This is a genomic window from Pseudomonas sp. LS-2 (assembly GCF_003605735.1).
GTDB lineage: Bacteria > Pseudomonadota > Gammaproteobacteria > Pseudomonadales > Pseudomonadaceae > Aquipseudomonas.
In genome coordinates this window covers 15,038-41,597 of sequence record NZ_QXTJ01000040.1, presented here as the reverse complement: position 1 = coordinate 41,597, position 26,560 = coordinate 15,038, and the positions used below count along the sequence as shown (strand labels likewise).

21 protein-coding genes and 2 pseudogenes are annotated in these 26,560 nt (G+C 61.6%); 8 read left to right on the top strand and 15 right to left on the bottom strand.

Translation table 11 applies throughout. The annotated features are described in order from the left end of the window. Positions 1-25: 25 nt before the first annotated feature. The 3 genes from codA to codB are packed head-to-tail and all read right to left on the bottom strand — an operon-like array spanning position 26 to position 3,752. Complete coding sequence (gene codA, locus D3M70_RS25790) at positions 26-1,270, bottom strand: cytosine deaminase (RefSeq protein WP_120128488.1); 1,245 nt, start codon at positions 1,268-1,270, stop codon at positions 26-28. After that, entirely contained in the window at positions 1,267-2,490 is a 1,224-nt protein-coding gene (locus tag D3M70_RS25785; protein ID WP_120128486.1) for a PucR family transcriptional regulator, read from the bottom strand. The genes codA and D3M70_RS25785 overlap by 4 nt, the downstream gene beginning before the upstream one ends. Next, positions 2,487-3,752: a cytosine permease gene (gene codB / locus D3M70_RS25780; RefSeq protein ID WP_120128484.1), complete on the bottom strand. Its 1,266-nt coding sequence runs from the start codon at positions 3,750-3,752 to the stop codon at positions 2,487-2,489. Before codB ends, D3M70_RS25785 begins: the two co-directional genes overlap by 4 nt. 378 nt (positions 3,753-4,130) lie before the next feature. Between codB and D3M70_RS25775 the strand changes: the two genes are divergently transcribed. From D3M70_RS25775 to D3M70_RS25765, 3 genes are all read left to right on the top strand, one after another. Beyond that, on the top strand, positions 4,131-5,156 hold the full coding sequence (locus D3M70_RS25775) for an alpha/beta fold hydrolase (protein ID WP_120128794.1): 1,026 nt from the start codon (positions 4,131-4,133) through the stop codon (positions 5,154-5,156). 132 nt (positions 5,157-5,288) lie between these two features. Next, a complete protein-coding gene (locus D3M70_RS25770) occupies positions 5,289-6,665 on the top strand; it encodes a pyridoxal-phosphate dependent enzyme (RefSeq protein ID WP_120128482.1) in 1,377 nt (458 codons plus the stop codon). Beyond that, positions 6,662-7,840: a PLP-dependent aspartate aminotransferase family protein gene (locus D3M70_RS25765; protein ID WP_120128481.1), complete on the top strand. Its 1,179-nt coding sequence runs from the start codon at positions 6,662-6,664 to the stop codon at positions 7,838-7,840. Before D3M70_RS25770 ends, D3M70_RS25765 begins: the two co-directional genes overlap by 4 nt. A gap of 231 nt (positions 7,841-8,071) precedes the next feature. Here the strand turns inward: D3M70_RS25765 and D3M70_RS34345 are convergent, their stop codons facing one another. The 5 genes and pseudogenes from D3M70_RS34345 to D3M70_RS25745 all read right to left on the bottom strand — a co-directional run bounded on the left by D3M70_RS34345 (position 8,072) and on the right by D3M70_RS25745 (position 13,224). Next, positions 8,072-8,839 (bottom strand): methyl-accepting chemotaxis protein, encoded by a 768-nt coding sequence (locus D3M70_RS34345; RefSeq protein WP_375233044.1) that lies wholly within the window; start codon positions 8,837-8,839, stop codon positions 8,072-8,074. A 93-nt stretch (positions 8,840-8,932) separates the two neighbouring features. Next, positions 8,933-10,015, bottom strand: a pseudogene (locus tag D3M70_RS34340) (cache domain-containing protein); the annotation flags it as partial. Positions 10,016-10,224: 209 nt separating this feature from the next. Beyond that, positions 10,225-10,773: a cupin domain-containing protein gene (locus D3M70_RS25755; protein WP_081568030.1), complete on the bottom strand. Its 549-nt coding sequence runs from the start codon at positions 10,771-10,773 to the stop codon at positions 10,225-10,227. A 143-nt stretch (positions 10,774-10,916) separates the two neighbouring features. Beyond that, positions 10,917-11,897, bottom strand: a complete 981-nt coding sequence (denD, locus tag D3M70_RS25750; RefSeq protein WP_120128478.1) for a D-erythronate dehydrogenase — start codon at positions 11,895-11,897, stop codon at positions 10,917-10,919. Positions 11,898-11,913: 16 nt separating this feature from the next. Beyond that, the gene (locus D3M70_RS25745) at positions 11,914-13,224 is read right to left on the bottom strand and encodes an MFS transporter (RefSeq protein WP_120128476.1); all 1,311 of its coding nucleotides are present in this window, start codon (positions 13,222-13,224) and stop codon (positions 11,914-11,916) included. Positions 13,225-13,389: 165 nt separating this feature from the next. On the opposite strand from D3M70_RS25745, the gene D3M70_RS25740 reads away from it, so the two are divergent. The 4 genes from D3M70_RS25740 to D3M70_RS25720 form a co-directional block, all read left to right on the top strand. Continuing rightward, positions 13,390-14,166, top strand: coding sequence for a FadR/GntR family transcriptional regulator (locus D3M70_RS25740; RefSeq protein ID WP_120128474.1), 777 nt, complete (start codon positions 13,390-13,392; stop codon positions 14,164-14,166). Positions 14,167-14,501: 335 nt separating this feature from the next. Next, complete coding sequence (locus tag D3M70_RS25735) at positions 14,502-14,741, top strand: hypothetical protein (RefSeq protein ID WP_120128473.1); 240 nt, start codon at positions 14,502-14,504, stop codon at positions 14,739-14,741. Positions 14,742-15,384: 643 nt separating this feature from the next. Continuing rightward, a complete protein-coding gene (locus tag D3M70_RS25725; RefSeq protein WP_120128469.1) occupies positions 15,385-16,059 on the top strand; it encodes a DUF3313 domain-containing protein in 675 nt (224 codons plus the stop codon). 281 nt (positions 16,060-16,340) lie between these two features. Beyond that, positions 16,341-18,622 (top strand): tetratricopeptide repeat protein (locus tag D3M70_RS25720; protein ID WP_120128467.1); only part of this gene is annotated, 2,282 nt, incomplete at its 5' end. 60 nt (positions 18,623-18,682) lie between these two features. Here the strand turns inward: D3M70_RS25720 and D3M70_RS33705 are convergent. The 6 genes and pseudogenes from D3M70_RS33705 to D3M70_RS25695 form a co-directional block, all read right to left on the bottom strand. Then, a pseudogene (locus D3M70_RS33705) lies at positions 18,683-19,272 on the bottom strand (response regulator); the annotation flags it as partial. Position 19,273: 1 nt separating this feature from the next. Then, the coding region (locus D3M70_RS25715; protein ID WP_256659984.1) for a PAS domain-containing sensor histidine kinase at positions 19,274-20,572 on the bottom strand (1,299 nt) is incomplete at its 3' end. A 152-nt stretch (positions 20,573-20,724) separates the two neighbouring features. Continuing rightward, positions 20,725-21,099 carry a response regulator gene (locus tag D3M70_RS25710; RefSeq protein ID WP_120128463.1) on the bottom strand — a complete coding sequence of 125 codons (375 nt, stop codon included), beginning with the start codon at positions 21,097-21,099 and terminating at the stop codon, positions 20,725-20,727. A gap of 51 nt (positions 21,100-21,150) precedes the next feature. After that, the gene (locus D3M70_RS25705; RefSeq protein ID WP_120128461.1) at positions 21,151-22,572 is read right to left on the bottom strand and encodes an ATPase domain-containing protein; all 1,422 of its coding nucleotides are present in this window, start codon (positions 22,570-22,572) and stop codon (positions 21,151-21,153) included. Positions 22,573-22,717: 145 nt separating this feature from the next. After that, the gene (locus D3M70_RS25700) at positions 22,718-22,900 is read right to left on the bottom strand and encodes a hypothetical protein (RefSeq protein ID WP_133306518.1); all 183 of its coding nucleotides are present in this window, start codon (positions 22,898-22,900) and stop codon (positions 22,718-22,720) included. Between the two features lie 191 nt (positions 22,901-23,091). Next, positions 23,092-24,342 carry an aspartate aminotransferase family protein gene (locus tag D3M70_RS25695; RefSeq protein WP_120128457.1) on the bottom strand — a complete coding sequence of 417 codons (1,251 nt, stop codon included), beginning with the start codon at positions 24,340-24,342 and terminating at the stop codon, positions 23,092-23,094. Positions 24,343-24,562: 220 nt separating this feature from the next. On the opposite strand from D3M70_RS25695, the gene D3M70_RS25690 reads away from it, so the two are divergent. Beyond that, the gene (locus tag D3M70_RS25690; protein WP_120128455.1) at positions 24,563-25,957 is read left to right on the top strand and encodes a UDP-glucose/GDP-mannose dehydrogenase family protein; all 1,395 of its coding nucleotides are present in this window, start codon (positions 24,563-24,565) and stop codon (positions 25,955-25,957) included. Between the two features lie 148 nt (positions 25,958-26,105). Here D3M70_RS25690 and D3M70_RS25685 read toward each other — a convergent pair whose 3' ends face one another. Continuing rightward, a complete protein-coding gene (locus D3M70_RS25685) occupies positions 26,106-26,483 on the bottom strand; it encodes a response regulator transcription factor (RefSeq protein ID WP_120128453.1) in 378 nt (125 codons plus the stop codon). Positions 26,484-26,560: the final 77 nt, after the last annotated feature.

The following is a 26,560-nucleotide window of genomic DNA, read 5'->3' as shown; positions in this document are numbered from 1 at the left end:
GTTCAGACGCTGCGCAGGTGCGGCGTCAACCCAACAAGCGCTCCACCCGCGCCGGGCTGCGTTGCATGATCACGTTCCCTTCGCGGATCGACACCAAGGCGTGCCCCTGACTGCGGATCAACTCGTAGTCGTCCGGCGCCGACAGAATCAGCAGATTGGCCGGCCGCCCGACCTCCACACCGTAACGCTCGCCCAGGTGCAGCGTTCTGGCGCTGTTGTCGGTGATCAGGTCCAGCGCACGCTTGAGGTCCTCATAACCGAGCATGTGGCAAATGTGCAGGCCTGCTTCGAGGATCCGAACAATGTTGCCGTTACCCAGCGGGTACCACGGGTCGACGATGGAGTCCTGTCCAAAACAGATGTTCATTCCGGCCCGGTCGATCTCGGCGACACGGGTCAGCCCGCGACGTTTCGGATACCCGTCATAACGCCCCTGGAGATGAATGCTCTCGGTCGGGCAGGACACGAAATTGATCTTCGAACGTTTGAGCAGGCGAAACAGCTTGTAGCAGTAGGCGTTGTCGTATGAACCCATCGCCACGGTGTGACTGGCCGTCACGCGCTCGCCCATCTCGCGTACCCGCGCCTCTTCGGCCAACACTTCGAGAAACCGTGATTGCGGATCGTCGGTTTCATCGCAGTGCACATCCACCAGGCAACCGGTGCGTTCTGCCAGGTCCATCAGGAACTTCACTGACGATTCGCCCTGCTCCCGGGTGTTCTCGAAATGCGGAATGCCACCCACCACATCCGCGCCCATCGCCACGGCTTCGGTCATCAGGGCCCGTCCGTTCTTGAACGACTCGATCCCCTCCTGTGGAAAGGCGACGATTTGCAGATCGATCAGATGGCGCGTGTCTTCGCGCACTTCGAGCATCGCCTTGAGTGCGGCAAAGGAAGGGTCTGTGACGTCGACGTGAGTGCGCACATGCTGTATGCCGTGGTCCACCAGCATGTCGATGGTTTTGCGAGCGCGGGTCTTGGTGTCTTCATGGGTCACCAGCGCCTTGCGCTCGGACCAGCGTTCGATGCCCTCGAACAGCGTGCCGCTCATGTTCCATTTCGGCTCACCTGCGGTCAGCGCCGCGTCCAGGTGAATATGAGGTTCGACGAAAGGCGCGGTGACAAGGTTCTCGCCGGCGTCCAGATCGGTCACGCCGGTGGCCTGGATGACAGCGCTCTGGGCGACGATGGCGCCAATGCGCTGGCCATCGATCTGGATGCGATACAGGCCGGTCTTGCCGCGCAGGCGGGCGTTGATGATGTTCATGGTGACTCCTTGCTGTGGGCTTCGGTCATGCGCCAGACCAGCAGCGCGACCGATGCGTTCATGCGGAAAAGCGGGTCATCCAGCGACTGTCCGCTCTGTTGTTCAATGCGCTGGATGCGTTGATTGATGGTGTTGCGGTGCAGCCCCAGGCGCGTGGCAGCCTTGAGGGCGTTGCCGTTTTCCTGAAGCAGCGCGTCGAGGGTGTCGATCAGGGCAAAGGGATGCTTGCGCGAGGGCTCGATCATTGCCCCCAGGGTCTGCGTCACGAAATGGTCGATGACCGAGCGCTCGCCGATGCCTTGCAACAGACGCAAGACACCCAGTTCGCTGAAGTCGCAGAAGCCGCTGACCGGGTGCAGGTTCTCCGCCACATCCAGCGCCTGTCGGGCTTCGTTGAGGGCCTGTCGGTATTGGCCGCACTCGGTCACGCGGCTGGCCAGGCCCATGAACAGGGTCAAGTCGCCAATCAGCGCAGCGAGCGTTTTGTAGAGGGCCAACAGATCCGCGCGCAATGTCTCGCGCTCGCTCAACAGTACGATGAACAGATCCCCCTGAAGCACCACCGGCATGGGCGCCGCAAAGGTACGATTCCAGGCTTCGAGGGTGTCCTGCACGGTTTGCCGGACGTGCTGTAAATAGCCTTCGGCGGTCGCGGGCGGATGACGTTCGAACAGCACACTCACCGAAGACAGGCGCAGCGCCAGCAGTCGACGCGGCCCCTCCACCGGCAGTTGCGCATGTTCGGCGCGCTGCCGGGCGATATACAGGCTCGGGTAATCTCCGGTCAGCAACTGGCTGAGAATGTCCTGCCGTGACCGTTTTTCCTGCGCCATGTGCACCAGCGCCGTGCCGATGGCGTGGGTAACGATGACCATCTTCAACAGGTAGGGTTGCTCGATCAGCGGCAACCCCAACTGATCAGCCCGCGCGATGACAGCTGGGGGAATCCTCTGGATGAAGCTGCCGCCCGTGAGGATCACAAGGCCGGCGATACCGACGGCGACACCGTCCTCCACGATACTCAGCAGGTTCGCTTCATCCCGGTTGTGGTTGATGCCGGTGACGAACACCAGTTCGCCGCCCATCACCCACTCGGCAATTCCCTCGTTCTCCGCGACATAGGGCCAGCGCACGGTACGCTGCAGATGATTACCGCCGGCGCGCACGGTCATCTGCTCGAGCCCTGCCAGTTGCAGGACTTCAGCGACGGTAAGACTCACTGCTCGCCCTGCATGACAGTGACGCCGGCACGCCGCGCCGTGAACTGAAGCAGCACGATATAGCAGACCGCCGCCACCGCGATACCCACCAGCGGCGCAACCCAGGGCGAGCAATACGCAACCACGGCGCCGACGGCATAGGCAAACAGGCCGGTGAAGTTGTAGCGCGGCAACGATGCGTTCGCCAACAGGGGGTACTTGCCGCGATGGCGATACCAGAAGTCGGCCATGATCACGCCGCCCACCGGAGGGATGATCGACCCGAGCAGCACCAGGAACGGAATCAGCATTTCATACATGCCGCCAATCGCCAGCACTACACCCACACCGGCCGCAATCAGCGTCATGGTTCGGCGGCGCTCGCTGCGCAGCAGATGACAGGCGGCAGCGGACACGTTGTAGATGGTCGGCCCCTGTATGGTCCAGAGGTTGAGGCACAGCATGATCACCGCCGCGAAGGACAACCCCTGCAGGATCATCACCTCAACGATGTCCGCTTGTTGATAGACGATGGCGCACCACGCGCCGGCCACCACCATCAGGCCGTTGCCGAGCAGAAAACTCACCACGCTGGCGATGATCGCCACCCGCCCGGTGCGCGACAGCCGGGTCCAGTTGGTGGCTTGGGTGGCACCGCTGGCGAAGGTGCCGAACACCATGGTCACGGCAGCGGAAAAAGTCATGGCTTCATGGGGAATGACCGCGGCGAGTCCTTTCAGGCCGCCCACGTCATGGGTCGCGATGTACATCGAAATGATCAGCAGCACGAACATCAACGGCACGGAAACGCGAGACAACACATCCAGTCCTTTGTAACCGACGATGGCGGTGATGCTGAAACCGAAGCCGAACACGACCATCAGGGGAATGGTCAGGCCCTCGGTCAGCCCGAGCATTTTGACCAGCACGATCGCCACCGTCGCAGTGCCCCAGGCGTACCAGCCCAGCTCGGCAAATCCCAGCAGAAAGTCCGAGAGGCGGCTGCCCGCTTCGCCGAAACAGAACCGTCCCATCAGGACGGTATTGAGCCCGCTGCGCGACGCGATGAACGCCAGCGCAGCGGCATACAGGGCCAACAGGCTGTTGCCGATGGCGGCGATCCACAGCATGTCCGTGAACGAGAACGCCATGCCCAGCTTGCCACCGGCAAACATGGTGCCGGTGAAGAAGGTGAAACTGAACAGCACCATGGAAATCGACAGCAGCCCCTTGCGGGCCGACTGCGGGGCCTCGCTTAACGGGAATTCACCGGATGAACTCATTGTTTCTTCTCCTGATCGAGTGCGGTTTGGATGACGAAGCGCACGTCGACAAGAGCAATTAACAGGCCGCTTTTCGAACCGCTGAAAATGCGGAAAAAACTGGACCACGGCCACAATTCCCAATGTGCAGTCTGCACATTAAGGCGCCAGTGATGGATAAGTGGATGTGAGCATTGCCCTGTTTTGCGGCGGTCACGCACTGTTTGGGAACGTGCACGTGAGGCTGGGGACCGCCAGGCGAAGCGGCGGTTGGCGCATTGCCCGGGGGGCGGCGGCGTAGACAGTTTGCGCTGGCGGACTGGCGCCCAGCCCCTTAATCTTCAGGTAATCCACCCTGGCGATGTTACCCATTTGAAGAGGAGCTACGTTGTGCGCCTGATGAAGTCCATCCTGACGCTGGCTATCGCATGCACGGTGTCGTCACTGGCGCGCGCTGCCACCGAACCCGCCACTGACGCTGCCAAAGAGCCCACCTACGGCCAGGAACTGCAGGGTTTCGAGTATCCCTACCCGCTCAAGCATTTCACGTTCGACTCCCAGGGTCAGTCCCTGCAAATGGGCTACATGGATGTAGCGCCGACGGCCAGGGCCAATGGCCGAACCGTGGTGCTCATGCACGGCAAGAACTTCTGCGGCGCCACCTGGGATACCTCGATCAATGCGCTCAGCGCTGCTGGCTACCGCGTCGTGGCGCCCGATCAGATCGGCTTCTGCACCTCGACCAAACCTGCGCACTATCAATACAGCTTTCAACAACTGTCCGAGAACACCCATGCGCTGCTCAAGCATCTGGGCATCGATAAAACCAGCGTCGTCGGCCACTCCACCGGCGGCATGCTCGCCACTCGCTACGCACTGAGCTACCCGCAAGAAACGGAAAAACTGGTACTGGTCAACCCCATCGGCCTGGAAGACTGGAAAGCGCTGGGCGTACCGTGGCGCAGCGTCGATCAGTGGTACCAGCGCGAACTCAAGCTCAGTGCTGAGGGCGTCCGCAAATACGAGCAGAACACCTACTACGCCGGACGCTGGAAACCGGAATACGACCGATGGGTCGATATGCTGGCAGGACTCAACCGCGGGCCTGGGCATCGTCTGGTCGCCTGGAACTCGGCGTTGATCTACGACATGATTTTTACCCAGCCGGTGTTCTACGAATTCCCCAATCTGAAGGTGCCGACTTCGCTGATGATCGGCGATGCGGACACCACCGCCATCGGCAGTGACATCGCGCCACCGGAGGTCAAGGCCCGGATCGGCCACTACGCGGTGCTCGGCAAACAGGTTGCGAATATGATTCCTGGCGCGCATCTGGTCGAGTTCCCCGGTAAGGGACATGCCCCGCAAATGGAAGATCCTGTCGACTTCAACCAGAAACTGATCGGCGAGCTCGTCCAGCGCTGAACGTGGGGCACCAGGCTGCCCCGCCCTGCACGCGGATGGCGTTCGACACGCCTGCGCGTGCAGAACGTTGATCTGCACATTCGCGTCGCGCCGCTGTCCATCTCATATCTATCGCGCCTGTGAGGATGTGACATGGCTACTGACGCCCGCCCCGCCGTACTGGAACTGATCGGCAACACCCCCTTGGTGCGCGTCAGTCGCATCGACACCGGTCTGTGCACGCTGTTTCTCAAACTCGAATCGCAGAACCCTGGCGGCTCGATCAAGGACCGCATCGGTCTGGCGATGATCGATGCGGCCGAACGCGACGGCAGCCTGCGCCCTGGTGGCACCATCGTCGAAGCGACGGCGGGCAACACAGGGCTGGGTCTGGCGCTCGTCGGTCGGGCCAAGGGCTATCGGGTGGTGCTGGTGGTCCCGGACAAGATGTCCACCGAGAAAGTCCTGCACTTGAAAGCGATGGGCGCCGAGGTGCACATCACCCGCTCCGATGTCGGCAAAGGCCATCCGGACTACTATCAGGACGTGGCCGCCCGGCTGGCCGCCGAGATCCCCGACGCGTTCTTCGCCGATCAATTCAACAACCCGGCCAATCCCCTGGCCCATGAATGCAGCACGGCACCGGAAATCTGGTCGCAGACCCAGCACGATCTGGACGCCATCGTGGTCGGCGTCGGATCGGCGGGGACCCTCACCGGCCTGACTCGGTTCTTCAAACGCGTGCAGCCGGACCTGGAGATGGTGTTGGCCGATCCCGTGGGTTCGGTGGTTGCCGAATACAGCCGCAGCCGGACCTTGCCGACGCCGGGGTCCTGGGCGGTGGAAGGCATCGGCGAAGATTTCATTCCCTCGTTCGCCGACCTCTCCAGCGTGCGCCACGCCTATTCGATCAGCGACGAAGAAAGCTTCGAGCACGCCCGCTACCTGCTGCGCAGCGAAGGCATTCTGGGCGGATCGTCCACCGGCACGTTGCTGGCCGCGGCGTTGCGCTTCTGCCGTGAGCAGACAACGCCCAAACGGGTGGTCAGTTTTGTCTGCGACACCGGAACCCGCTATTTATCCAAGGTCTACAATGACCAGTGGATGACCGATCAGGGCCTGCTGCAGCGCACGAAATACGGCGATTTGCGCGACTTGATCGCCCGCCGTTTCGAGGATGGCCGGGTGATCAGCGTCGGGCCTGACGACACGCTGCTGACCGCCTTCCAGCGCATGCGCCTGGCCGACGTTTCACAGTTGCCGGTGCTGGTCGACGGCACGCGACTGGTGGGGGTGATCGATGAGTCCGACATCCTTCTGGACGTGCACAACGACACCTCGCACTTTCGCGCCACCGTGGGCGAAGCAATGACTGCCACGCTGCAAACCCTGCCGCCGGATGCCGGTCTGGCCAGGCTTCAGGAAGAACTGGATCGCGGCCTGGTCGCGATCATTGCCGACGCCTCCGGCTTTCATGGCCTGATCACCCGCGTCGACCTGCTCAATCACTTGCGGAGATCCCTTGCATGAGTCAGCACGACGAACACCAGACGTCCCACGCTTTCGCCACCCGAGTGATTCATGGCGGACAGACGCCGGATCCATCGACCGGCGCGCTGATGCCTCCCATCTATGCCAATTCCACTTACTTGCAGGAAAGTCCCGGCGTGCACAAAGGCCTGGACTACGGCCGCTCGCATAACCCAACACGATTTGCGCTGGAGCGTTGCGTCGCGGACCTGGAAGGCGGGACACAAGCGTTCGCCTTCGCTTCCGGTCTGGCGGCGATTTCGTCGGTGCTGGAGTTGCTCGATGCCGGGTCGCATATCCTGTCCGGCGACGACCTGTACGGCGGCACTTTCCGTCTGTTCGACAAGGTCCGCCAACGCAGCGCCGGACACCGTTTCAGCTTTGTCGACATGACCGACCTGTCGGCTTTCGAAGCGGGCCTGCGGGACGACACCCGGATGATCTGGGTCGAAACGCCGAGCAACCCGCTGTTGCGCCTCACCGACCTTGCGGCCATCGCGCGCATTTGTCGGGACCGAGGCATCATTTGCGTTGCCGATAACACCTTCGCCAGCCCCTGGACTCAGCACCCGTTGGCGCTGGGTTTCGACATCGTCGTGCATTCGACCACCAAGTACCTCAATGGCCATTCCGACGTGATCGGTGGCATTGCAGTGGTTGGGCAAAACGCGGAACTGGCCGAACGTCTGGGCTTTCTGCAGAATTCGGTGGGTGCCATTGCCGGGCCGTTCGATGCCTTCCTGACCCTGCGCGGGATCAAAACCCTGGCGTTGCGCATGGAGCGCCATTGCAGCAACGCGCTGGAACTGGCTCAGTGGCTGGAGCGCCAGCCGCAGGTGGCGAGGGTCTATTACCCCGGTCTGCCCAGCCATCCGCAACATGCGCTGGCCTGCCGGCAGATGCGTGGCTTCGGGGGCATGATCTCACTGGATCTGAAGACCGACCTGGCAGGCACGCGACGTTTTCTGGAGCGCGTGCAACTCTTCGCGCTGGCGGAAAGTCTGGGCGGTGTCGAAAGCCTGATCGAGCACCCGGCGATCATGACCCACGCCAGCATCCCCGCAGAAAACCGCGCCAAGCTGGGGATTGGCGATACGTTGGTGCGCCTGTCGGTAGGCGTTGAAGATGTCGATGACCTGCGCGCCGATCTGGCGCAGGCGTTGAGCGCCCTTTGATGTCATGACAGCGCGTACGGCCATTGTTGCCGTTTCGGCAACACAGCCTTGCTGAAAATTGACTGGCGCAGATTCCGATAGCTAGCTAACGTTCACCTCATCAAATCCGCCGATTTGATGAGAGGCCCGAGCCGCTGACCCGTCCGAGATAACGGGTTGGCGGCTTTTTTATGCGTCTCCAGGTCCCGGCCAGCCCTGATCCAGCGTCTATCAAGGCCGCTGGGACATCACCTAGAACTTGAAGCGCCCAACCAGACCTTTCAGTTCTCCAGAAATATCCGTCAGACGACCGGACCCCGCTTGCGCCGAATGGGCGAACTCTTCCACCAGTTGCGCGTCGGCGTGAATCTGCGCGATGTGCCGGTTGATTTCCTCGGCGACCTGATGCTGCTGCTCCGCCGCCGTTGCAATCTGCGTGTTCTGATCGCGGATGGAATCCACCGAAGAGCGGATCTTGTCGAAGCTGTCCCGCGCCTGCTGAATGCATTCGACGCTGGTTTGCGAGACTTGCAGGCTGCCCTGCATCTGCTGCGTCACTTCCTGCGTGCGCCTGGCCAGATTGCCAAGCAGACTGTCGATCTCTCCGGTGGAATCAGCCGTGCGCCGCGCCAGTGCGCGAACCTCATCGGCCACCACGGCGAACCCGCGCCCCTGATCCCCGGCGCGTGCTGCCTCGATTGCCGCGTTGAGCGCCAACAGGTTGGTCTGCTCGGCGATCGAACGAATGGTGTCCAGAATGCTGTTGATGTTCTTGCTGTCCTCTTCGAGCAGTTGCATGGTGTCCGTGGACTGCTGCAAGTCCTTGCTCAACTTGAGCACGCTGCCAGTGGCCTCGCTGATGTGCTCCTGACCGACGTGCACGTCGCGGTAACCGGCATCGGCACTGGAGGCGGCCTGGCTGCAAGAGCGCGCGACTTCGTTGGCCGTGGCGACCATTTCGTTGAACGCGGTGCTGACCAGCTCCACCGCCTCGCGCTGGCGTCCGGCCGCCTCGTCCATGTTTCTGGCGACTTCGTGGGTGTCCGCCGCAGCACTCTGCAAGGCCGAAGACGCACCACCAATGCGCTGCATCATCTGCGCGATCATTCCCAGAAACTGGTTGAACCATCCGGCGAGCGTGGCAGTTTCGTCCTTGCCTTGAATCTTGAGCTGACGGGTCAGGTCGCCCTCGCCTTCGGCGATTTCCTGCAAGCCATCGGCCACGCCACGAATCGGCCGCACGATGACCCCGGCAAAACTGGCGCCGACGATGGCGAAGATGATCGCCAACGCACCGGCAATCACCGCGATCAGCCAGGTGAGGCTGGAGGCTTTGGCCATCACCTCGCTGCGCTCGATCAGGCCGATGAAACGCCAGCCCAGCGCTTTGGAACTGATGACGTTGGCCATGTAGACCTTGCCGCCGATTTCGATCTGCGTCGCGCCATCGCCCTGCTTCGCAAGGTCGGCGTAGTGGGGGCCCAGATCGGCCATCGGTTTGAAGTTGTGGCTGGCGTCGCTGGGGTCCACCAGCACGTTGCCATTGGCCTCGACCAGCATCAGATAGCCGCTCTCGCCCAGCTTGATGGTCTTGACCAGTTCGGTCAGTTGCTTGAGCGATACGTCCAGACCCACCACCCCGACCAGATTGCCCGAGGCGTCGGACACGGTGTGTACCGTGCCGATCAACGACACGTCATCCGGCGCCCAGTAATAGGCGCCGGTGCGCACGGTGGTGCCCGGCGCTGCAAGGGCGGCCTTGTACCAGGGGCGCTGGCGCGGATCGTAGTTGGCGATCTTGGGGTCGTCCGGCCAGCTGGCATACCCGCCATCGCTCAGCCCCACCGACAGATACGCCGTGCTCGGGTGGCTCTTGGCAAAGCCGTCGAAGATGTTCAGAAACGCGCGGTTATTCTCGGTCAGCGGAATCTGCGGCGCATCGGCCCCGGAATAATTCTTCAGGTCACGGGCCGCGACGATGCGCGGATCCTTCGCCAGGTATTCGACGTTCTGGCTGATGCCATCAAAGAACTGCTTCATCCCGTTATCGATCTGGCGAATCTCACGGCCGCTGCTGTCGACGAAATTCGCCTGCGCCGCCTCGCGTACGTTCAACACGACCAGCCCCGCCACGACGATGACCGGCAGGCAGGCAATCGCGCCAAAACCCCAAGTCAGCTTCTGTTTGATGTTCATGAATTCTTCCGCGAGATTTATAGGTTTTGGACGGCAGGAATGACAACCAGACGTGGTTTTTAGTTAGAAGGACGAGCGCCCACGCACTGCTCTCGGGTTATCGACCGAGCCAATGGGAACCTGAGGGCTGAACCGCTGTTGGCGGACGAACAGTCGGCCAGGCGGGAAAAACGATCGGGCGCACCGATTCACGGCGCGCCGAAGGCTGGTCAAAAATTGGCGGGGGTGTTGGCGCTGATGATTTCCGCTTCGTCCTGACCGATGTTGCGGAACATGTGCGGGAGCGTGGTCGGGAAGTAATAGCCGTCGCCCGCATTGAGCACGCTGATCTGGCCGTCCACCGTGAGTTCGATGGTGCCCCGTGTGACCAGCCCGCATTCTTCGCCTTGCGCATGAACGATCGGCTCGGCACCGGAGCTTGCGCCGGGGGCGTATTGTTCGCGCAGCATGCGCATCTGACGGCTGGGGACGGACGCGCCGATCAGCAGCAGACGCAAGCCATCACGGCCCAGGTCCGGCTGTTCGCCGGCGCGAAAGACATAGCGCTGCTCTTGCGGAGGCTGATCGAAGGAGAAAAAGTCCGCCAGGGTCATGGGAAACCCTTCAAGGAGTTTCTTCAATGAACTGACCGAGGGACTGACGCGATTCAATTCAATCAACGAGATCGTGCCATTGGCGACACCGCTGCGCCTGGCCAGCTCTCGCTGGGACATCTTGTAGCTTTCCCGCACTAACTTGAGACGTGACCCCGTATCCATGACAGCCCTATGTAAACGCCCGAGGGTATCGAGGAACGCGCCGGGACTGGCTTGAAAGCCGGGCCGCTCCCCCATTTGAGTGGGAGTGATTAGAGCACGTTTAACCGCCTCCAACCTATACGGCCCGGCCAAAAGCTACGTCATCATGACGGTTGCGGCGGGTACTCGGCGATGAACTGCCCGATCACGTCAGCGAAGTCGTGATCGGCCGTGAACCCCAGGCTTTTCGCATACGTTGCGGTGAACGAGCCGGGCCACGAACCGACGATTTTCTCGATCGCCGGATTGCGCTCCAGCCGAACCCGGTTTGCCACGGCATCGCCTGCGGTCCGGCGCAAGGCGTCGATCATGTGCTCGGCCGTGATCGACAGGCCCGGCATGTTGATCACTCGGCCCTGGGTCAATCGTTCGGCGGGGAGTTCGTGGCCGTGAATCAGGTTGCTGATCGCCTGCGCCGGCGACATCAGCCACAGTCGGGTCTGGAGCGGCACCGGCAACACGCTGTCCTGACCGTTGAGCGGCTCGCGGATGATCCCGCTGGCGAAGCTCGACGCCGCCATGTTCGGTTTGCCCGGCCGTACCACGATGGTCGGCATGCGCAGGCTGCGGCCATCGACGAACCCGCGACGGCTGTAATCGGCCAGCAGCAGATCGTTCATCGCCTTCTGCGTGCCGTAGGAGCTTTGCGGCGCCCACACCTGATCGTCCTGCACCTGCTCGGGCAGTTGCCCACCGAACACCGCCACCGAACTGGTCATCACCCACTTGGGGCACGTTCCCAGGCTGCGAATACGTTCCAGCAGATGGTGGGTGGCGCTGAAGTTGATGCGCATGCCCAGGTCGAAATCCTGCTCGGCCTGGCTTGAAACCACCGCCGCCAGATGGAAAACACTGTCGGTCTCGTGGGTAACGAGGCCTTCGAGTACCTGCGCATCGGCGATGTCGCCACACACCGCTTGCACCCGGGCGTCGTCGATACCGCTGAGCGGCACCACGTCGAACGCCACGATCCGGGTGATAGCCTGTTCTGCGCCCTGACGATCAGTCAACGAGCCGCGCTGCAGGAGTGCTTCGATCAGGCGACGGCCAAGAAAGCCGGCCGCACCGGTCACGAGAATATTCATGAAATGCTCCTAATGCTCAGCGGTTAACGAGTTTTGCGGGAATGCGGAAAACCAGAATGGCGCCCAGAAACAGCGCGCTGGCCATGACGTACATGCCGATGGTGGTGCTTTGCGTCATGTCCTTGAGAAAGCCCATGAGGTACGGCGAGACGAAACCGGCGAGGTTGCCGCAAGAGTTGATCAGGGCAATCCCCGCCGCCGCGGCTGTTCCGCCCAAAAAGGCAGTGGGCAACGGCCAGAACAGCGGCAAGGTGCTGAGCGCGCCCATGGCACCGAGGGTCAGCCCGATCATCGAGACCGTGAAGTTGTCGCTCCAGGTGGCCGAGATGATCAGGCCGATGCCGCCGACGACAGCGGTCAGCGCCAGGTGCCAGCGACGTTCGCGCAGGCGGTCGGCGTTGCGTGAGACCAGCACCATGGTCGCCACCGCAGCGCCGTAAGGAATTGCCGTCAACAGGCCGATCTGCAGAACGTCCGTGACGCCGGCCTGACGCACCAGCGTCGGCAGCCAGAAACCCACGGTATAGAAACCGGCGATCAAGCAGAAGTAGATGCCCGTGAGCAGCCACATCCGCGGTTGCAGGAACACTTCGCGCACGCTGTGGGCGACATGTCCCTGGGTTTCGGCGTCGATACGTGATTGCAGCAGGGTCTTCTGTTCCTGTGTCAGCCAGCCAGCGTGGGAAATACGGTCACTGAGGCAGAAGATCACCAGAATGCCGACGGCAATCGAAGGCAAACCTTCGATGAAGAACAGCCACTGCCAACCGGCATAACCGTGGGCGCCATTGAACGCGGTCATCAGCCAGCCCGAGAGCGGTGCGCCGATCAGCCCGGACAACGGAACGGCCGTGGCGAACATCGCGAACATTTTTCCGCGGCGGTGAGTCGGGAACCAGTACGACAGGTAGAGGATGACGCCGGGATAGAAACCGGCCTCGGCCAGCCCCAGCAGAAAACGCATGACGTAGAACGACGTCGGCGTGGTGACGAACGCCATGCACGAGGAAATGACGCCCCAACTGATCATGATGCGGGCGATCCACAACCGCGCGCCGACCTTGTGCAGGATCAGGTTGCTGGGGATTTCCACGAGGAAGTACGCAATGAAGAAGATACCGGCGCCCAGCCCGTACACCGCTTCGGAGAAATGCAGGTCATCGGACATTTGCAGTTTGGCGAAGCCGACGTTGACCCGGTCCAGATACGCCAACAGGTAACACAGCAGCAACAGCGGGAGGATCCGCCAGGCAGCCTTGCGGTAGGCCGCATCTTCTGAAGCATCGACAGACGCACTGATGGCGTCTTGAGCCAGTGATTCACTCATGTCTTTCCCATCCCTTTATTTTTGTAGTGGGGTGTTTTGGTGTGGATAGAGCCGTGCGAGAAAACACAAGTTACATAATACGTCATACGAATTCAACGATCATTTGAGGCAGGACGCGTCCCCGGAAATGCAGTAACGTTCGCTGATTTGAAGCACGAGATTTCCATGCCCTCTTCCGACTCCACCTCGCCTCCCGGCAGCCGCGCCAGCCTCAAGGACGCGTCCAAAGGGACGTTGGCCGATCAGGTCACCACCGCACTCAAAGCCCATATCGCCAGCGGCGACGCGCTGCCCGGCTCTCGTTTACCCACTGAACCGGTGCTCTGCGAGCGCTACGGCGTCAGTCGCACGGTGATCCGCGAAGCGATTTCACGGCTCAAGTCCGCAGGGCTGGTGGAAGTGCGTCAAGGCAGCGGCACGGTGGTCAGCGAAGGCGCGCACATCAAGGCGTTCACCATCGACCTGGACGTCTGCGGCTCCATCGACGCGGTGTTGCGGGTCACCGAACTGCGTCGCGGAATCGAAGGCGAAGCCGCTGCGCTGGCCGCTCAGCGTCATACCCTGCAGCAACTGGAAGTAATCGAGCGGGCGCTCAAGGCCATCGATACGGCGGAACATGAAGGTCGCGACGGCGTTCAGGAGGACCTGGATTTCCACCTGTCGATCTCCCACGCCACGGGCAATCCCCTTTACCCGTCGTTGCACGAATTCATCGCGCAGTTCGTCAAGGAAGCCATTCGTATCACCCGTTCCAACGAAGAGCGTCGCAGGGACATGGCCAAGACCGTGCGCATAGAGCATGTCGCGATCTACGAAGCCATCGCCGCCCGGGATCCCGACGCTGCCCGGTATGCCGCCCTCACCCACATTCACAACGCCGTGGAACGCTTGAAGAGCGCAGACCCGACCTTCTGGCAGAACCCCGGCTCGCGCAACGCCTGAACCACAAATCCCCTGTAGCAGCCCGGCTTGCCCGCGATGCCGGCCTCAAGGTCGCCACCGTCGGCAAGCCGGGCTGCGACCATCACACGACCGCTCGTCGCTATTTTCTAAATAGGAATTAGTTATAACTGCGTTTTCACAAAATATTCACGCCCACCGGTTCAGTCTGCACCTACTCCTTTTGATCCTCTTTAAGCCCGTCTTCCCCAGCGGGCTTTTTTCTGCCCGCGATTTGACAACCCTGCACCACGCGCTTCAGTCGCCGCTCAGCGAAATACCTCGAACTCAGGCCACGCCCCGGCATCCAACATGGCATGTCACCGGAGGATATTGAAATGAGCAATGACGATCGCACCACCCCCGTATCACCGACCACCCCGCCCAACGCGCCCCCCGTCGATGCGTCCGGCAAGCCGGTCAATGTCGTGAAAAGAGACCTGCAAGACCCCGACGACGACACACGCGCCATCGATGAAACCATCACGCCCTCCTCCAACCGGACCAAGGAGCAGGAAGTGGAAGAACTCAACCGCAAGACCGCCGAAATCGAACGCAAGGTCGCTGACGGCAACTGACCGGCTCAACGGCAACGTGTGGATTCCAACGGACGCACGTTGCGGCAGCCCCACCCTCAGCACGGCTTGCCGACGATGGCGTATTTGAAATCCTCGCCGCCGGCAAGCCGGACTGCTACAGGGGGGGCGGGTGTCATGGCAGCCGGTGAGCGACGCAAAATCTGTAGCAGCACGGCTTGCCGGCGGTGGCGTATTTGAAATCCTCGCCGCCAGAGACCTACAGCGACCACCGCGGGCCGCAGGCGCAGCTTGATCTGGCGATGCTCAGCGAAGAGGCGTGCCTGCAGAAGTTTGCGATGCTTAACGCGACGGGGCTTGCTCGCAGGCAGCAGAGGATGAACGGCGGGCGCCGGCGTCAGGCGACCACTGGCGGTCGCACGATTAACTGCTAGCGTTGCTTGAGCCATCTCTCCAGCGGGACTGACCACGGATGACGTTTCAACTGTATGCGACTTCACACCGGGACCCAGGGTTCTCATGCTCTGCCACCGCCCTTGATCCCTGGACCCCCTCCCATCATCGAAACTATCGCGGGCCCCACGCTGATGGCGCGGCCCAATGGATTCCTGCGCAAGAAGAGATCTGCGCGCTGCTGCACCTGGTAACCCCACCCAACGCTTAGAAAAACGAAGGGAGTCACACGATGAAAATGCCGGTACTCAAGACACTGCTGTGCTGTGCCGTTCTGGGACTGGGCGGTTGCTCCAGTTCACAGGTCGACCCTAGCCAGTATTCGGGATTCCTCAGGGACTACAGTCGCCTGAAACCTGCCGAAAGCGAATCCGGGGCGCCGGTCATGCGCTGGATCGACCCGGACATGAAGCTTGGCCAATACACGCAGGTCTACATCGAGCCGAGCCAGTTCTTCCCCAAACCTCAGCCCACGGCCGTGATTTCGGCGCAGATGCTGCAATCGATCACCCGCTACTTCGACACCGCGCTCAAGCGTGAACTGGGCAAGGACCTGACACTGGCTCAAGGGCCGGGGCCGAACACCATCATCGTGCGTCCTGCGATTACCGCCGTCTCGACCAGCACCGAAGGGCTCAAGCCCTATGAAGTGATTCCGATCGCCCTGGTGGCGGCCGCCGTCAACACCGCCGCCGGTGGACGCGATCAGAACGTCGAGATCGCCACCGAAGCCGCCTTCCTCGACGCCGACAGCAACAAGGTGCTGGCCCAAGTGGTGCGCAAGGGCAGCGGCAAACCTCTTGAAAACGACAAGACTCAACTCACCCTGGACGATGTCAAACCGGTGCTCGATGGCTGGGCCACCGACATGCGCCTGAGCTACGAGAAACTCAAGGCCGGCAAATAAGACCCGGACAGGCGGCGGCACGTCGTCGCTGACGTGCCGCTGCTGCGCGCAGTCTGACGCAGATTCAGCCTGTTTTCTGGCAAGGATCAACGGGCTGATCTACCTTTGTCCCCAACCGTGATACCAGAAACCAGAAACGCGTATGACCCGGACTAATGAACGTTCACGTCGACCACCGGCCGCCGTTGAACACATCTGCTCAAGGGAATGAAGGTCGGCATGCCGAAAAAGACCAGGACATCGCCGCAACCCGCCAGTCCAACCGCCCCGTCCGGCGGCCNTGGTCGCCGGTGGGCTTTGGTACCTCACGCAGAAAACGCCTGAGCCGGTTTCCGTCAAACCGGCCGCCGCAGCCGTCAAGCCCTTGCAACCTCCCGCCCCTGCGGCCAGCCCTCAACGCCCGCCCGCCACCTTCGTCGACGAGCAGCAATGCGCCGGCTGCCACACGGCGCAGGTCAAGGACTGGCAAGGCTCCCATCATCAGTTGGCGATGCAGACCGCCAGCGACCAGAGTGTGCTGGGGGATTTCAATGCCACCTCGTTCAAAGGCGAGAAAGAGACCACCCGGTTCTTCCGCAAAGGTTCGGAGTTCTGGGTCAATACCGTCGACGGCGACGGTCAGCCCAAAGATTTCAAAGTAGCGTATGCCTTCGGCGTCGCGCCCTTGCAGCAATACCTGCTGGAAACCGGCGGTGGCCGTCTTCAGGCCCTGGGTGTGGCGTGGGATACCGAAAAGCATCAGTGGTTTCACATCTACCCAGGCCAAGGCGTGGACTTCAAAGACCCGCTGCATTGGAGCAAACCGGGGCAGAACGCCAACTTCATGTGTGTCGAGTGCCACACCACCGACTTCAAGCGCAACTTCAACGCCGACACCAACACCTTCAGCAGCCAGTGGAACAGCCTGGGCGTGGGATGTCAGTCCTGTCACGGCCCGGCCTCCGGCCACCTGGAGTGGGCGAGCAAAAGCGAGAAAACCTCGGACCTGCTCAACGCCGGTTTCGCGATCAACCTGAGCAAGGGCGACAACGTGACTCAGGTCGACACCTGCGCTCGCTGTCACGCCCGGCGTGCGCCGCTGGGTGACGATCAGAAACCCGGCAAGCCGCTGATGGACGCGTATCTGCCCGCTGCGCTGACCCGTGAGTTGTATGAACTGGATGGCAAGATCAAGGGTGAAGTCTTCGAACATGGCTCGTTCGTGCAGAGCAAGATGTTCGACAAAGGCGTGCGCTGCAGCAACTGTCACAACCCCCACAGCACCGAGTTGAAAGCCCAGGGGAATGGCGTCTGCCTGCAATGCCACAACCCGGCAGGCAAAACGTCGGTGCCCGGTGTCGACGGCGCTGGCCTGCAAGCGAAGAACTATGACTCCCCCGAACACCACCATCATCAACCCGGCCAGCCCGGATCCCAATGCATCGACTGCCACATGCCGGGCAAGCTGTTCATGGTCAATGACCTGCGCCACGATCACAGTTTCACCCTGCCCAACCCGGCACTGGCCACCACCCTCGGCACGCCGGATGCCTGCCTGACCTGCCACGTCGCCCTGCCCGCCAGCCAGGTTGTCGATCAATTCAAGCAGTGGTATGGCGACACCCAGCACCCGACCCACCAATACGCCCGCAGCCTGTGGCAGGTCCGCAGTGCTCAGCCCGGCGCGGCCGCTGCGTTGTTCAGCCAGCTGGAATCGACTCGACTGGCCTCGATCCGTCGCGCCACGCTGGTCAACGAACTGCCGAACTTCCCCAGCCAGCAGGCCCTGGACGCCAGCAGCAAAGCGTTGCGCGACCCGGCCCCGCAGGTTCGTGAAGCAGCGGTCAATGTAGTCGCCGCGCAACTGCCACCGGACCAGCGCGCAGAACTGCTCGCCCCGTTGTTGCAGGATCCGATACTCGCCGTGCGCATCGCCAGCGCCCGTGCGCTATTGGGCAGCGCTCAACAGGTGGGGCGTTATCAGGCGGCATTCGACAAGGCCATCGCCGAATACGAAAAGGTGCAGCTGAGCCTGCAGGAACGTGCCGAAGCCAACCTCAATCTGGCGATGCTCTATCAGGCCAACGGCAACACGGCGCAAGTCGAACACTACCTGCGTACCGCCATCGAGCGGGACGCTGATTTCCTGCCGGCGTTCATCACGCTGGTGCAGTGGCTGGACGCTAACCAGCGCAGTCAGGAAGCGGCGGATCTGCTGAGCGAAAGGCTGCGGAAACAGCCTGAAATCGCGCTCTTGCAATTCACTCAAGGCCTGGCGCTCGTGCGCCGCAACCAGCCCGACGCCGCGCTCAAGGCATTGCGCGAGGCCAACCGTCTGGAGCCTGACAATGCCCGGTTCGCCTATGTGTTGGCGTTGAGTCTGCAAGATCGCGGCGATCAGAAAGGGGCGCGGCAACTGTTGGAGTCGACCCTCAAGCGCCATCCGGAAAACCGCGACGTACGCATGGCGCTGGTGGCACAGCTGCGTGATGACGGCCAGGTGCCGCAGATGAAGGCGGTTATCGAAGGGCTCAAGGCGATCAACCCCGGGGATCCGATTCTGCAACCGACCCCCACGCCATGACGCGTGCCCCACAACGCCTACACCTGCCGCCGTGACGCAACGCTCGGTGCAGGCGCAGTCTCAGGCCCTGATCAGCGCTATTGCCCGGGCCAGTTCTTGCTGGTTGAACGGTTTGGGCAAACGCATGACACCCGACGACACGCTCAAGGGTGAGTCGGTAAACCCTGAGGAAATGATGATCGGCAACGCCGGGAACAGTACCGCGATGCGTTGCGCCAGTTCCGGCCCCGACATGTTAGGCATGGCGTGGTCAGTGATCACCAGATCGAAATCATCGTGGCCCTGAATCAGCTCCAGCGCCTCGACACCATCGCACGCCGTGAAGACCTGATGCCCCAGATCCTCGACCATGGCCCGAGTACTCAACAGCACCAGCGGGTCGTCATCGACGAACAACACTTTGAGCGCACTGAGCGGTGCCACGCCTTCTGACGCCTGTTGATTAAGCGTTTGGGCCCGCTCCGCGGTGATCGAGGAGATCGGCAACCACAGCTCGGCCGTCGTTCCACCCCCTTCGGTGCTCTTGAGAATCAACTTGCCGCCCGACTGCTCGGCCAGCCCGTGAATCATCGAAAGCCCCAGTCCGGTGCCCTTGCCCAACCCCTTGGTAGTGAAAAACGGCTCCATCGCGCGTTGCAGGGTGGCCTCGTNGTCTTCTGCCGTCGAGTCAGGGCTCAGGGAAAACAAGGCCTCGCGCGCCGAGACGATCACGCTGCCGCCGTCGGGCATGGCGTCCCGGGCGTTGATCATCAGGTTCATCAGGGCCATTTCCAGCTGGCCTGGGTCGACGAAGACCGGGCGCAGCAGCAGCGGAAACCGGGTTTCGACCGCGATGTTCGGCCCCAGCGAACTGCCCAGCAATTGCGACATGCCGCGAATCAGCGTGCCGACATCCACCGGCTGCGGGTCCAGTTCCTGACGACGGGCGAACGCCAGCATGCGTTGAGTCAAGGAAGAGCCGCGCTGGGCGGCGGCAATCGCGTTCTCGACCAGAGACAGGGTCTTGGCATCGGTCCCCAGGCGTTTCTTGACGATGCCGAGGCTACCCAGAATCACGGTCAGCAGGTTGTTGAAGTCATGGGCGATGCCTCCGGTGAGTTGGCCGATGGATTCCATCTTCTGCGCTTGATAGAGGGCCTCCCGCGCTTCTTTCAGGGCTGTCTGCGCTTGAACGGAGTCGGTGATGTCCCGGGTGATCTTGGCAAAACCTATGAGCAGACCGGCGTCGTTGCGAATCGGATCGATGACGACGTGCACCAGAAACCGCGAGCCGTCCTTGCGCACGCGCCAGCCCTGCCCCTCGAAGCGACCTTCCCGTTGAGCAATCTCCAACGACCGCTGCGGCTTGCCCGCGTCGGCGTCGGCGCGCTCGAAAAACAGCGAGAAGTGCTGACCGATCGCTTCGCTGGGTTCGTAGCCCTTGATTCGCTGGGCACCAGCGTTCCAGGTGGTGATGATGCCGTTGGGATCGAGCATGTACAGGGCGTAATCGGTGACGCCTTGCACCAGCAGGCTGAACTGCCGCTCGCTGTCGCGCAGCGCCTCCTGGGCCTGTTTGCGCTCGGTCAGATCGCGGGTGACCTTGGCGTAGCCGATCAGCGAACCGTCGCCGGCATGGATCGGGTCGATGACCACCGATGCCCACAACCGGGTGCCGTCCTGGCGGACCCGCCAGCCCTCGCCCTCGAAGCGACCGGACGTCGCGGCGATCTCAAGGGCGCGGGCCGGAAGCCCCGCCAGTCGGTCTTCTTCGGTGTAGAACAGCGAGAACGGACGGCCGATGATTTGCGCCTCGTCATACTGCTTGATGCGCCGGGCACCCGAATTCCAGCTGCGCACGATGCCCTGGGTGTCAATCATGTAGATCGCGTAGTCGAATACGGCATCGACCAGCAGTCGATAGCGGTCTTCCTGAGAGAGCAATGTCGATGGCTGCGCGGGTGATTGCATGATTGTCTCGGGCAGTGAGTAGGGCATGGGCGCATTATGGAGAATTCAGGGTGCCAAGCCTACGGCGCAGCCGATGACGATTTCGTCTCGCGCGTCGCCAGAAAGGCGCGCCGTTCTCGAACGGCGCTTGACGTTATCGGCCGCCAGTCCTGTCAGTCGTGCGGGTCATCCGGGCCCAGCAGGGCCTTGACCCGCGTCAACACCGCTTCAACGTCGAAGGGCTTGTCGAAGACGTCGACGAACAGGTCTGGCCGGGCCACCCCCAGATGCGCCTGGGCCCCGCTCATCAGCACGATCGGCACATGCCCGAACGAGGCATGTCGGCGCACTGCCTCCGCCAGTTCGATGCCGTTCATGCCCGGCATCATGTAGTCGGTAATGACCAATTGCGGTTTTTCCCGATCAAGAATGCTCAGCGCGCGATGACCGCTGCCCGCTGTCACGGTGAGATAGCCTTCGTCTTCAAGCGCGAAGCTCAGGATGTCGGCGATCAGATATTCGTCGTCGACGATCAGAATCGTGGTCATGATGCCCCCGATCCGCTGAACCCGGTGTGGGCGTGATGGCGACCGCGAACTCTACGCGTTAATAGTGTCGCCAAGGGCATGGAATTGAACCTTTTTCACGTCTAGCCCCTGATGACCGATGGAGAGTTCCAGCAGCGCGGGGTCGAAGGGGTTGTCCCTGATTTTAAGAATCGATAACTGGCGTTTAAGTTCAGCCGCTTCCTGAACGAACCGCAGCATCAGCAGGTTATCGACGAAGCCTGACAGGTCCGGCGCCGGCGCATCGATTTCGCCCCCCAGCAAACTGCGCACCTCCCAGGACGCGACCACGGTGACATTTCTGGCCCGCAGTTCGCCCATCAAGGCCGTGTACAGGTCCAGCATCCGTGACGTGTCGGCCGCCGCGCGGGTCATCCCGCCCAGGCTGTCGAGGAACACGCGTTTGATCGATTTCTCTTCCACGACCCGCAGCAAGTCCATGGCCAGTTTGTCGACCAGCTCGGTGGTGATCGATTTCCACAGGATCGTCAGCGCGCCGGACTGTTCCATCGCGGCGAAGTCCAGCCCCAACGAAGCGGCTTTCATGCGCAAGCGCTGCGGCGACTCATAGAAACCGAAATGCAGCCCCGGCTCGTCGGCGGTGGACTGCCCGAGAAAGGTGATACCGAACGAGGTTTTTCCGGCGCCTGAAGGTCCGAGCAACAGTGTCACGGAAGACTGCACCAGCCCTCCTCCGATCAACGGGTCCAGCGTTTGCAGACCACTGGGGATCGTGGCGAAATGGTCGCTGTCGCGCAGGGCCGAGCAGGTGAAGATGCTTTCCAGCCGTGGGTAGACCACCAGACCGTTTTCGGTGATCTCGCATTCATGGGTGCCGGGAATAGCAGCGCTGCCACGGGTCTTGCGCAGCTTGATACGCCTGATCGACCGCGTGCCGACCTGTTCCTCCCCCAACTCCAGAACGCCATCGACCATGGTGTGTTCCGGGCTGCCATCGTCCAGTTGCGAACTGGTGAGGAAGAACACCGTGCAGCCGGCGAATGCGGCGTGGCCCTGCAATTCGGAGATGAAGCGTTTGGTGTTGATCGGCGAGTCGGCCCGAGAACGGGCGTTGAGCAGGCCGTCGAGAATCATCACGGTGGATTTCTGCCGAACGATTTCGCGGCGCAGCAGCTTGACGACTTCTTCCAGCCCGTCGTTTTCCATGGTGTCGAAAGCGCTGACGAACTGGATCTGGTCGCCGATCCTGTCTTTGTCGAAAAAGCTCAGCGTGGACAGAAACTGGAACAGGCGCTCATGGGGCTCTGCCAGCAGCGTGGCAAACAGAACACGGCCTCCGGTGCGCGCATGATGGAAGCCGATCTGGTTCGCCAGAATGGTTTTACCGGAGCCCGGACGCCCCTGGATGATGTACGAGGACCCAGCGACGAATCCTCCTTTGAGCAGCTCGTCGAGTCCTTCAATGCCGCTCTGAAGGCGTTTTAGCTGGTTCAAATGTCTGTCCTCCGCAGGTGGACTTCGGCGTATCGATTGACGCAGATCGTGCGCACGAAATGACGCACTCTTCCGCGTTTGCCGGCCTATTCCAAGACCAATCACGATGAGTGGCGCGGACTTACGTCACGACGCCGGTTCAACCTCACGTGTTCCGGTCGGGCTCAGGGTCCTGCGGTTCTTCGGCACAGCCTTCGGTTTCGGCGCGGGACTGCTCGCTGCGTCGTTCCGGATCGTCGGGTTTGATCGGCGCCGAGAGCGGATATTCCGGGGTGTCGTCGGCAGGCGTTGTCGAGACGGGATCGTGTGCTGGCGTTTTCTGGCTCATGGCCACTGACTCGCTTTCGGTGAATGCAACGCTTTGGAGTACGCCATAACCCATACGTGCGTTTTATCGAGGCAGATCACGAAAAAGACCGAGGCCTGCGGTGACAATCGAAAGGCGACAGTCAATCCTGTAGCCGTCCGGGTTGCCGGCGGTGCCGTACCCAGGATCACAACCGCCGGCAAGCCGTGCTGCTACGGTAGATCCGCCAGGCACCGCCCGAGGATATCCAGCCCTTCGTTCAGCACCTCGGGTTCGATGGTCAGCGGTGCCAACAGGCGAATGATGTGCCGGGATTTGCCGCTGGGCATCAGCAACAGCCCCTGCTCCCGCGCGCTGGCCAGCAACTGCGCCATTTGCGCCGTCGCCGGCTGGCCGTCCGGTGTGAGCAATTCGATGCCGCGCATGGCACCGACACCGGTCAGGCGCCCCAGATAAGGCGACAGCTTCTGCGTCTGCCATTGTTCGTAACGCGTCAGCACGCTGGCCGAGTACCGCTCGCCCCACGCCGCAAGGTTGGCATCGGTCATCTCGTCCAGCGTGGCCAGCCCCGCCGCGCAGGCCATCGGGTTGCCGGAATAGGTTCCCCCCAGTCCGCCCTTGGGCAGGGTGTCCATCAACGCTTTGCGTCCGACCACCGCACCCAGCGGCACACCGCCCGCGATGCTTTTACCGAGCAACAGCAGGTCCGGCTCGATCCCCAAGCGACTGAACGCGAACCGCGCCCCGGTGCGACCGAAGCCCGACTGAATCTCATCGATGATCAACACGATGCCCTTCTCATCACACAGCTTGCGCAACACGTGGGCGAACTCGACATCCAGTGCCAGAAACCCACCCTCGCCCTGCACCGGTTCGATGATGAAACAGGCCACTTCATCGATGTCGATTTCCACACTGAACAACCGGTCCATGGCCTTGAGCGTCTCGGCGAGCGTGACGCCGTTGTCCGCGCTGGGGTATGGCAAGTGGAACACCGGCCCAGGCAGCGCCCCGACCTTCTGTTTGTACGGCGCGACTTTGCCATTGAGGTTCAAAGTGGCGAGGGTACGCCCGTGAAACGCGCCATCGAACGCAATCACCGCAGACTTCCCGGTGTGCCCCCGGACGATCTTCAGCGCGTTTTCGGCGGCCTCCGCACCGCTGTTCGTCAGCATGCCACTGACCGGATAACTGACCGGAATGAAAGCCGCCAGACGCTCGATGAACTGCTGATAAGGCACATGGGGCGCGGCATTGAACGCGTAATGGGTCATGCGCTGCGCCTGCTCGCAGATCGCCTTGACGATCCGCTGATGGCAGTGGCCCAGGTTCAGCACACCGATGCCACCCACGAAGTCGATGTAGCGCTTGCCCTCGACATCCCAGACCTCGGCGTTTTTTCCGTGGGAGAGACTGACGGGATGAACGAAGGAAATGGAATTGCTGACGGATGGGAAAGCCATGTTCAAGCGCCCTGCGGACTGTGGGAATGGCGCTCATCTAAGCGATGTCGCCGTCACCTTCACAAGCGAAATAAAGGCAACGGATCATTCCGCGAAGGACTGACCCCGGATACTCCCCCAAAAAACTCTCGCCTGTCCCGGCCATGGGTCTCGCCCGTCACACCATTGAAGCACTGGCTCTTCATGCTGGACCGTGAAATCAGGAGCTGGAACTTTCGCGATGAAGATAAGCGTCTTTGGTAGCGGTTATGTGGGGCTGGTACAGGCCACCGTGCTGGCGGAAGTCGGCCACGATGTGGTGTGCATGGACATCGATCCGGCCAAGGTCGAGCAACTGAGCAAAGGCCATGTGACCCTCTACGAGCCGGGCCTGGAGAGTCTGGTGCGGGAGAACCTGGAAGCTGGCCGGTTGCATTTCACCACTGATGAAAAGCGCGCAGTCGAACACGCTGACGTCTTGTTCATTGCGGTGGGCACCCCTTCCCGTGCAGATGGCTCGGCCGACTTGAGCGGCTTCTTCGCCGTCGGCGAAGCCATTGCCCGGCATCGCACGGCCCCGGTGATCATCGTCGAAAAATCCACCGTACCTGTCGGCAGCGGCGATGCACTGCGCAGCCATATCGAACACCACCTGCGCCAGTCTGCCCGGCTGCTGAAGTTCGATATCGTCTCCAATCCCGAATTTCTCAAGGAAGGATCGGCGGTCAAGGACTGTCGGCGGCCGGACCGCATCGTCATCGGCTGCAGCAACCCGGATGTATTTGCGGTCATGCGCGAACTGTATGCGCCCTTCAACCGCAACCACGAACGCATCATCCTCATGGACGTGCGCAGCGCGGAACTGACCAAATACGCCGCCAACTGCATGCTGGCGACCAAGATCAGCTTCATCAACCAGATCGCCGAACTGGCCGAGCATCTGGGGGCCGATGTGGAGTCCGTACGGCTGGGTATCGGTGCCGATTCACGCATCGGTTACGACTTCATCTACCCCGGCTGCGGCTATGGTGGGTCATGCTTCGGCAAGGACATCCGTGCGCTGATCCACAGCGCCCGAGAAGCCGGCTGCTCGAACGATCTGCTCAACGTGGTCGAGAACATCAACGAGCGGCAGAAAAACAAACTGTTCGAGCGGATCAACGCTTTTTACAAAGGTGAGCTCAACGGCAGGACCTTCGCCCTCTGGGGTCTGGCGTTCAAACCCAACACCGATGACATGCGCGACGCCCCCAGCCGCGTGCTGATGGAGTCATTGTGGGCGGCAGGCGCCACCGTGCGCGCCTTTGACCCGGAAGCCATGCAGCAAACCCAGCGTTTATATGCCGAACAGGCGAACCTGATGCTGATGGGCACCCCCGAATCGGTATTGCTGGGCGCCGATGCGTTGATCGTGTGCACGGAATGGCAACAGTTCAAGGCGCCGGACTTCGACCTGATCCAGCAACGTCTCAAGGCCCCGGTGATCTTCGACGGTCGTAACCTGTACGACACCGAACGCTTGGCCAAACGGGGCTTCCAGTATTTCCCGATCGGTCGCGGAGACTCCTGTAACCTGCCGATCCCGCAACAGCAATGGGCGTCTTATGACTGGCTGTCGGCCCCTCGTGCGATCTGACGCGTAGCGGCTGTCATGGCTGCGTACGTTGGGCAACTTAGTGACACGGCTTTAATCACTCATACTTTTGTATAGTGAAGCGCTGCGCTGAACGCGCCCGGGGGAGGAAACGGGTGAAAAGTTGAAGCGAATACGAGGAGGCGGTTGGTTAGCGCTCAGCTGTGTTCAGCGCAAGATTCAGACAAGCGACCAACTCCTCGCTTTCGAAAGGCTTGGACAGGTAGCAACAGGCACCGAGCCTCTGGGCTGTGCGACGGGATGTCTGGTCGGCGGAGGCCGTGATGAAGATGGCAGGCATGCAATGCCCGTCGTTGAGCAGTTGCTGGTACATCTGCACTCCGCTCATGCCAGGCATCTGGATGTCGGACACCAGACAATCCACCGCGGCGATGGCATCGGAATTCAGGAAGTGTTCGGCGCTTTCGAACAGTTGTACGCGATAACCGCAGGCACGTAGCAGACTGTCCAGCGATATTCGAACGTTTTCGTCATCATCGATAATGGCTATTGCCGCACGTGTGACCAATTGATGCACCTTCCATTGAATTGGTCGAGTCTGCTGACTGTCCCTGACCACACGATACCCCCTGCCCGCCGCGACAT

Excerpts from the sequence above, each read along its gene's own strand:
- codA (WP_120128488.1), bottom strand. The coding sequence starts at position 1,270 with ATGAACATCATCAACGCCCGCCTGCGCGGCAAGACCGGCCTGTATCGC.
- codB (WP_120128484.1), bottom strand. The coding sequence starts at position 3,752 with ATGAGTTCATCCGGTGAATTCCCGTTAAGCGAGGCCCCGCAGTCGGCC.
- D3M70_RS25775 (WP_120128794.1), top strand. The coding sequence starts at position 4,131 with ATGAAGTCCATCCTGACGCTGGCTATCGCATGCACGGTGTCGTCACTG.
- D3M70_RS25770 (WP_120128482.1), top strand. The coding sequence starts at position 5,289 with ATGGCTACTGACGCCCGCCCCGCCGTACTGGAACTGATCGGCAACACC.
- D3M70_RS25765 (WP_120128481.1), top strand. The coding sequence starts at position 6,662 with ATGAGTCAGCACGACGAACACCAGACGTCCCACGCTTTCGCCACCCGA.
- D3M70_RS34345 (WP_375233044.1), bottom strand. The coding sequence starts at position 8,839 with ATGGACGAGGCGGCCGGACGCCAGCGCGAGGCGGTGGAGCTGGTCAGC.
- D3M70_RS25755 (WP_081568030.1), bottom strand. The coding sequence starts at position 10,773 with ATGGATACGGGGTCACGTCTCAAGTTAGTGCGGGAAAGCTACAAGATG.
- denD (WP_120128478.1), bottom strand. The coding sequence starts at position 11,897 with ATGAATATTCTCGTGACCGGTGCGGCCGGCTTTCTTGGCCGTCGCCTG.
- D3M70_RS25745 (WP_120128476.1), bottom strand. The coding sequence starts at position 13,224 with ATGAGTGAATCACTGGCTCAAGACGCCATCAGTGCGTCTGTCGATGCT.
- D3M70_RS25740 (WP_120128474.1), top strand. The coding sequence starts at position 13,390 with ATGCCCTCTTCCGACTCCACCTCGCCTCCCGGCAGCCGCGCCAGCCTC.
- D3M70_RS25735 (WP_120128473.1), top strand. The coding sequence starts at position 14,502 with ATGAGCAATGACGATCGCACCACCCCCGTATCACCGACCACCCCGCCC.
- D3M70_RS25725 (WP_120128469.1), top strand. The coding sequence starts at position 15,385 with ATGAAAATGCCGGTACTCAAGACACTGCTGTGCTGTGCCGTTCTGGGA.
- D3M70_RS25710 (WP_120128463.1), bottom strand. The coding sequence starts at position 21,099 with ATGACCACGATTCTGATCGTCGACGACGAATATCTGATCGCCGACATC.
- D3M70_RS25700 (WP_133306518.1), bottom strand. The coding sequence starts at position 22,900 with ATGAGCCAGAAAACGCCAGCACACGATCCCGTCTCGACAACGCCTGCC.
- D3M70_RS25695 (WP_120128457.1), bottom strand. The coding sequence starts at position 24,342 with ATGGCTTTCCCATCCGTCAGCAATTCCATTTCCTTCGTTCATCCCGTC.
- D3M70_RS25690 (WP_120128455.1), top strand. The coding sequence starts at position 24,563 with ATGAAGATAAGCGTCTTTGGTAGCGGTTATGTGGGGCTGGTACAGGCC.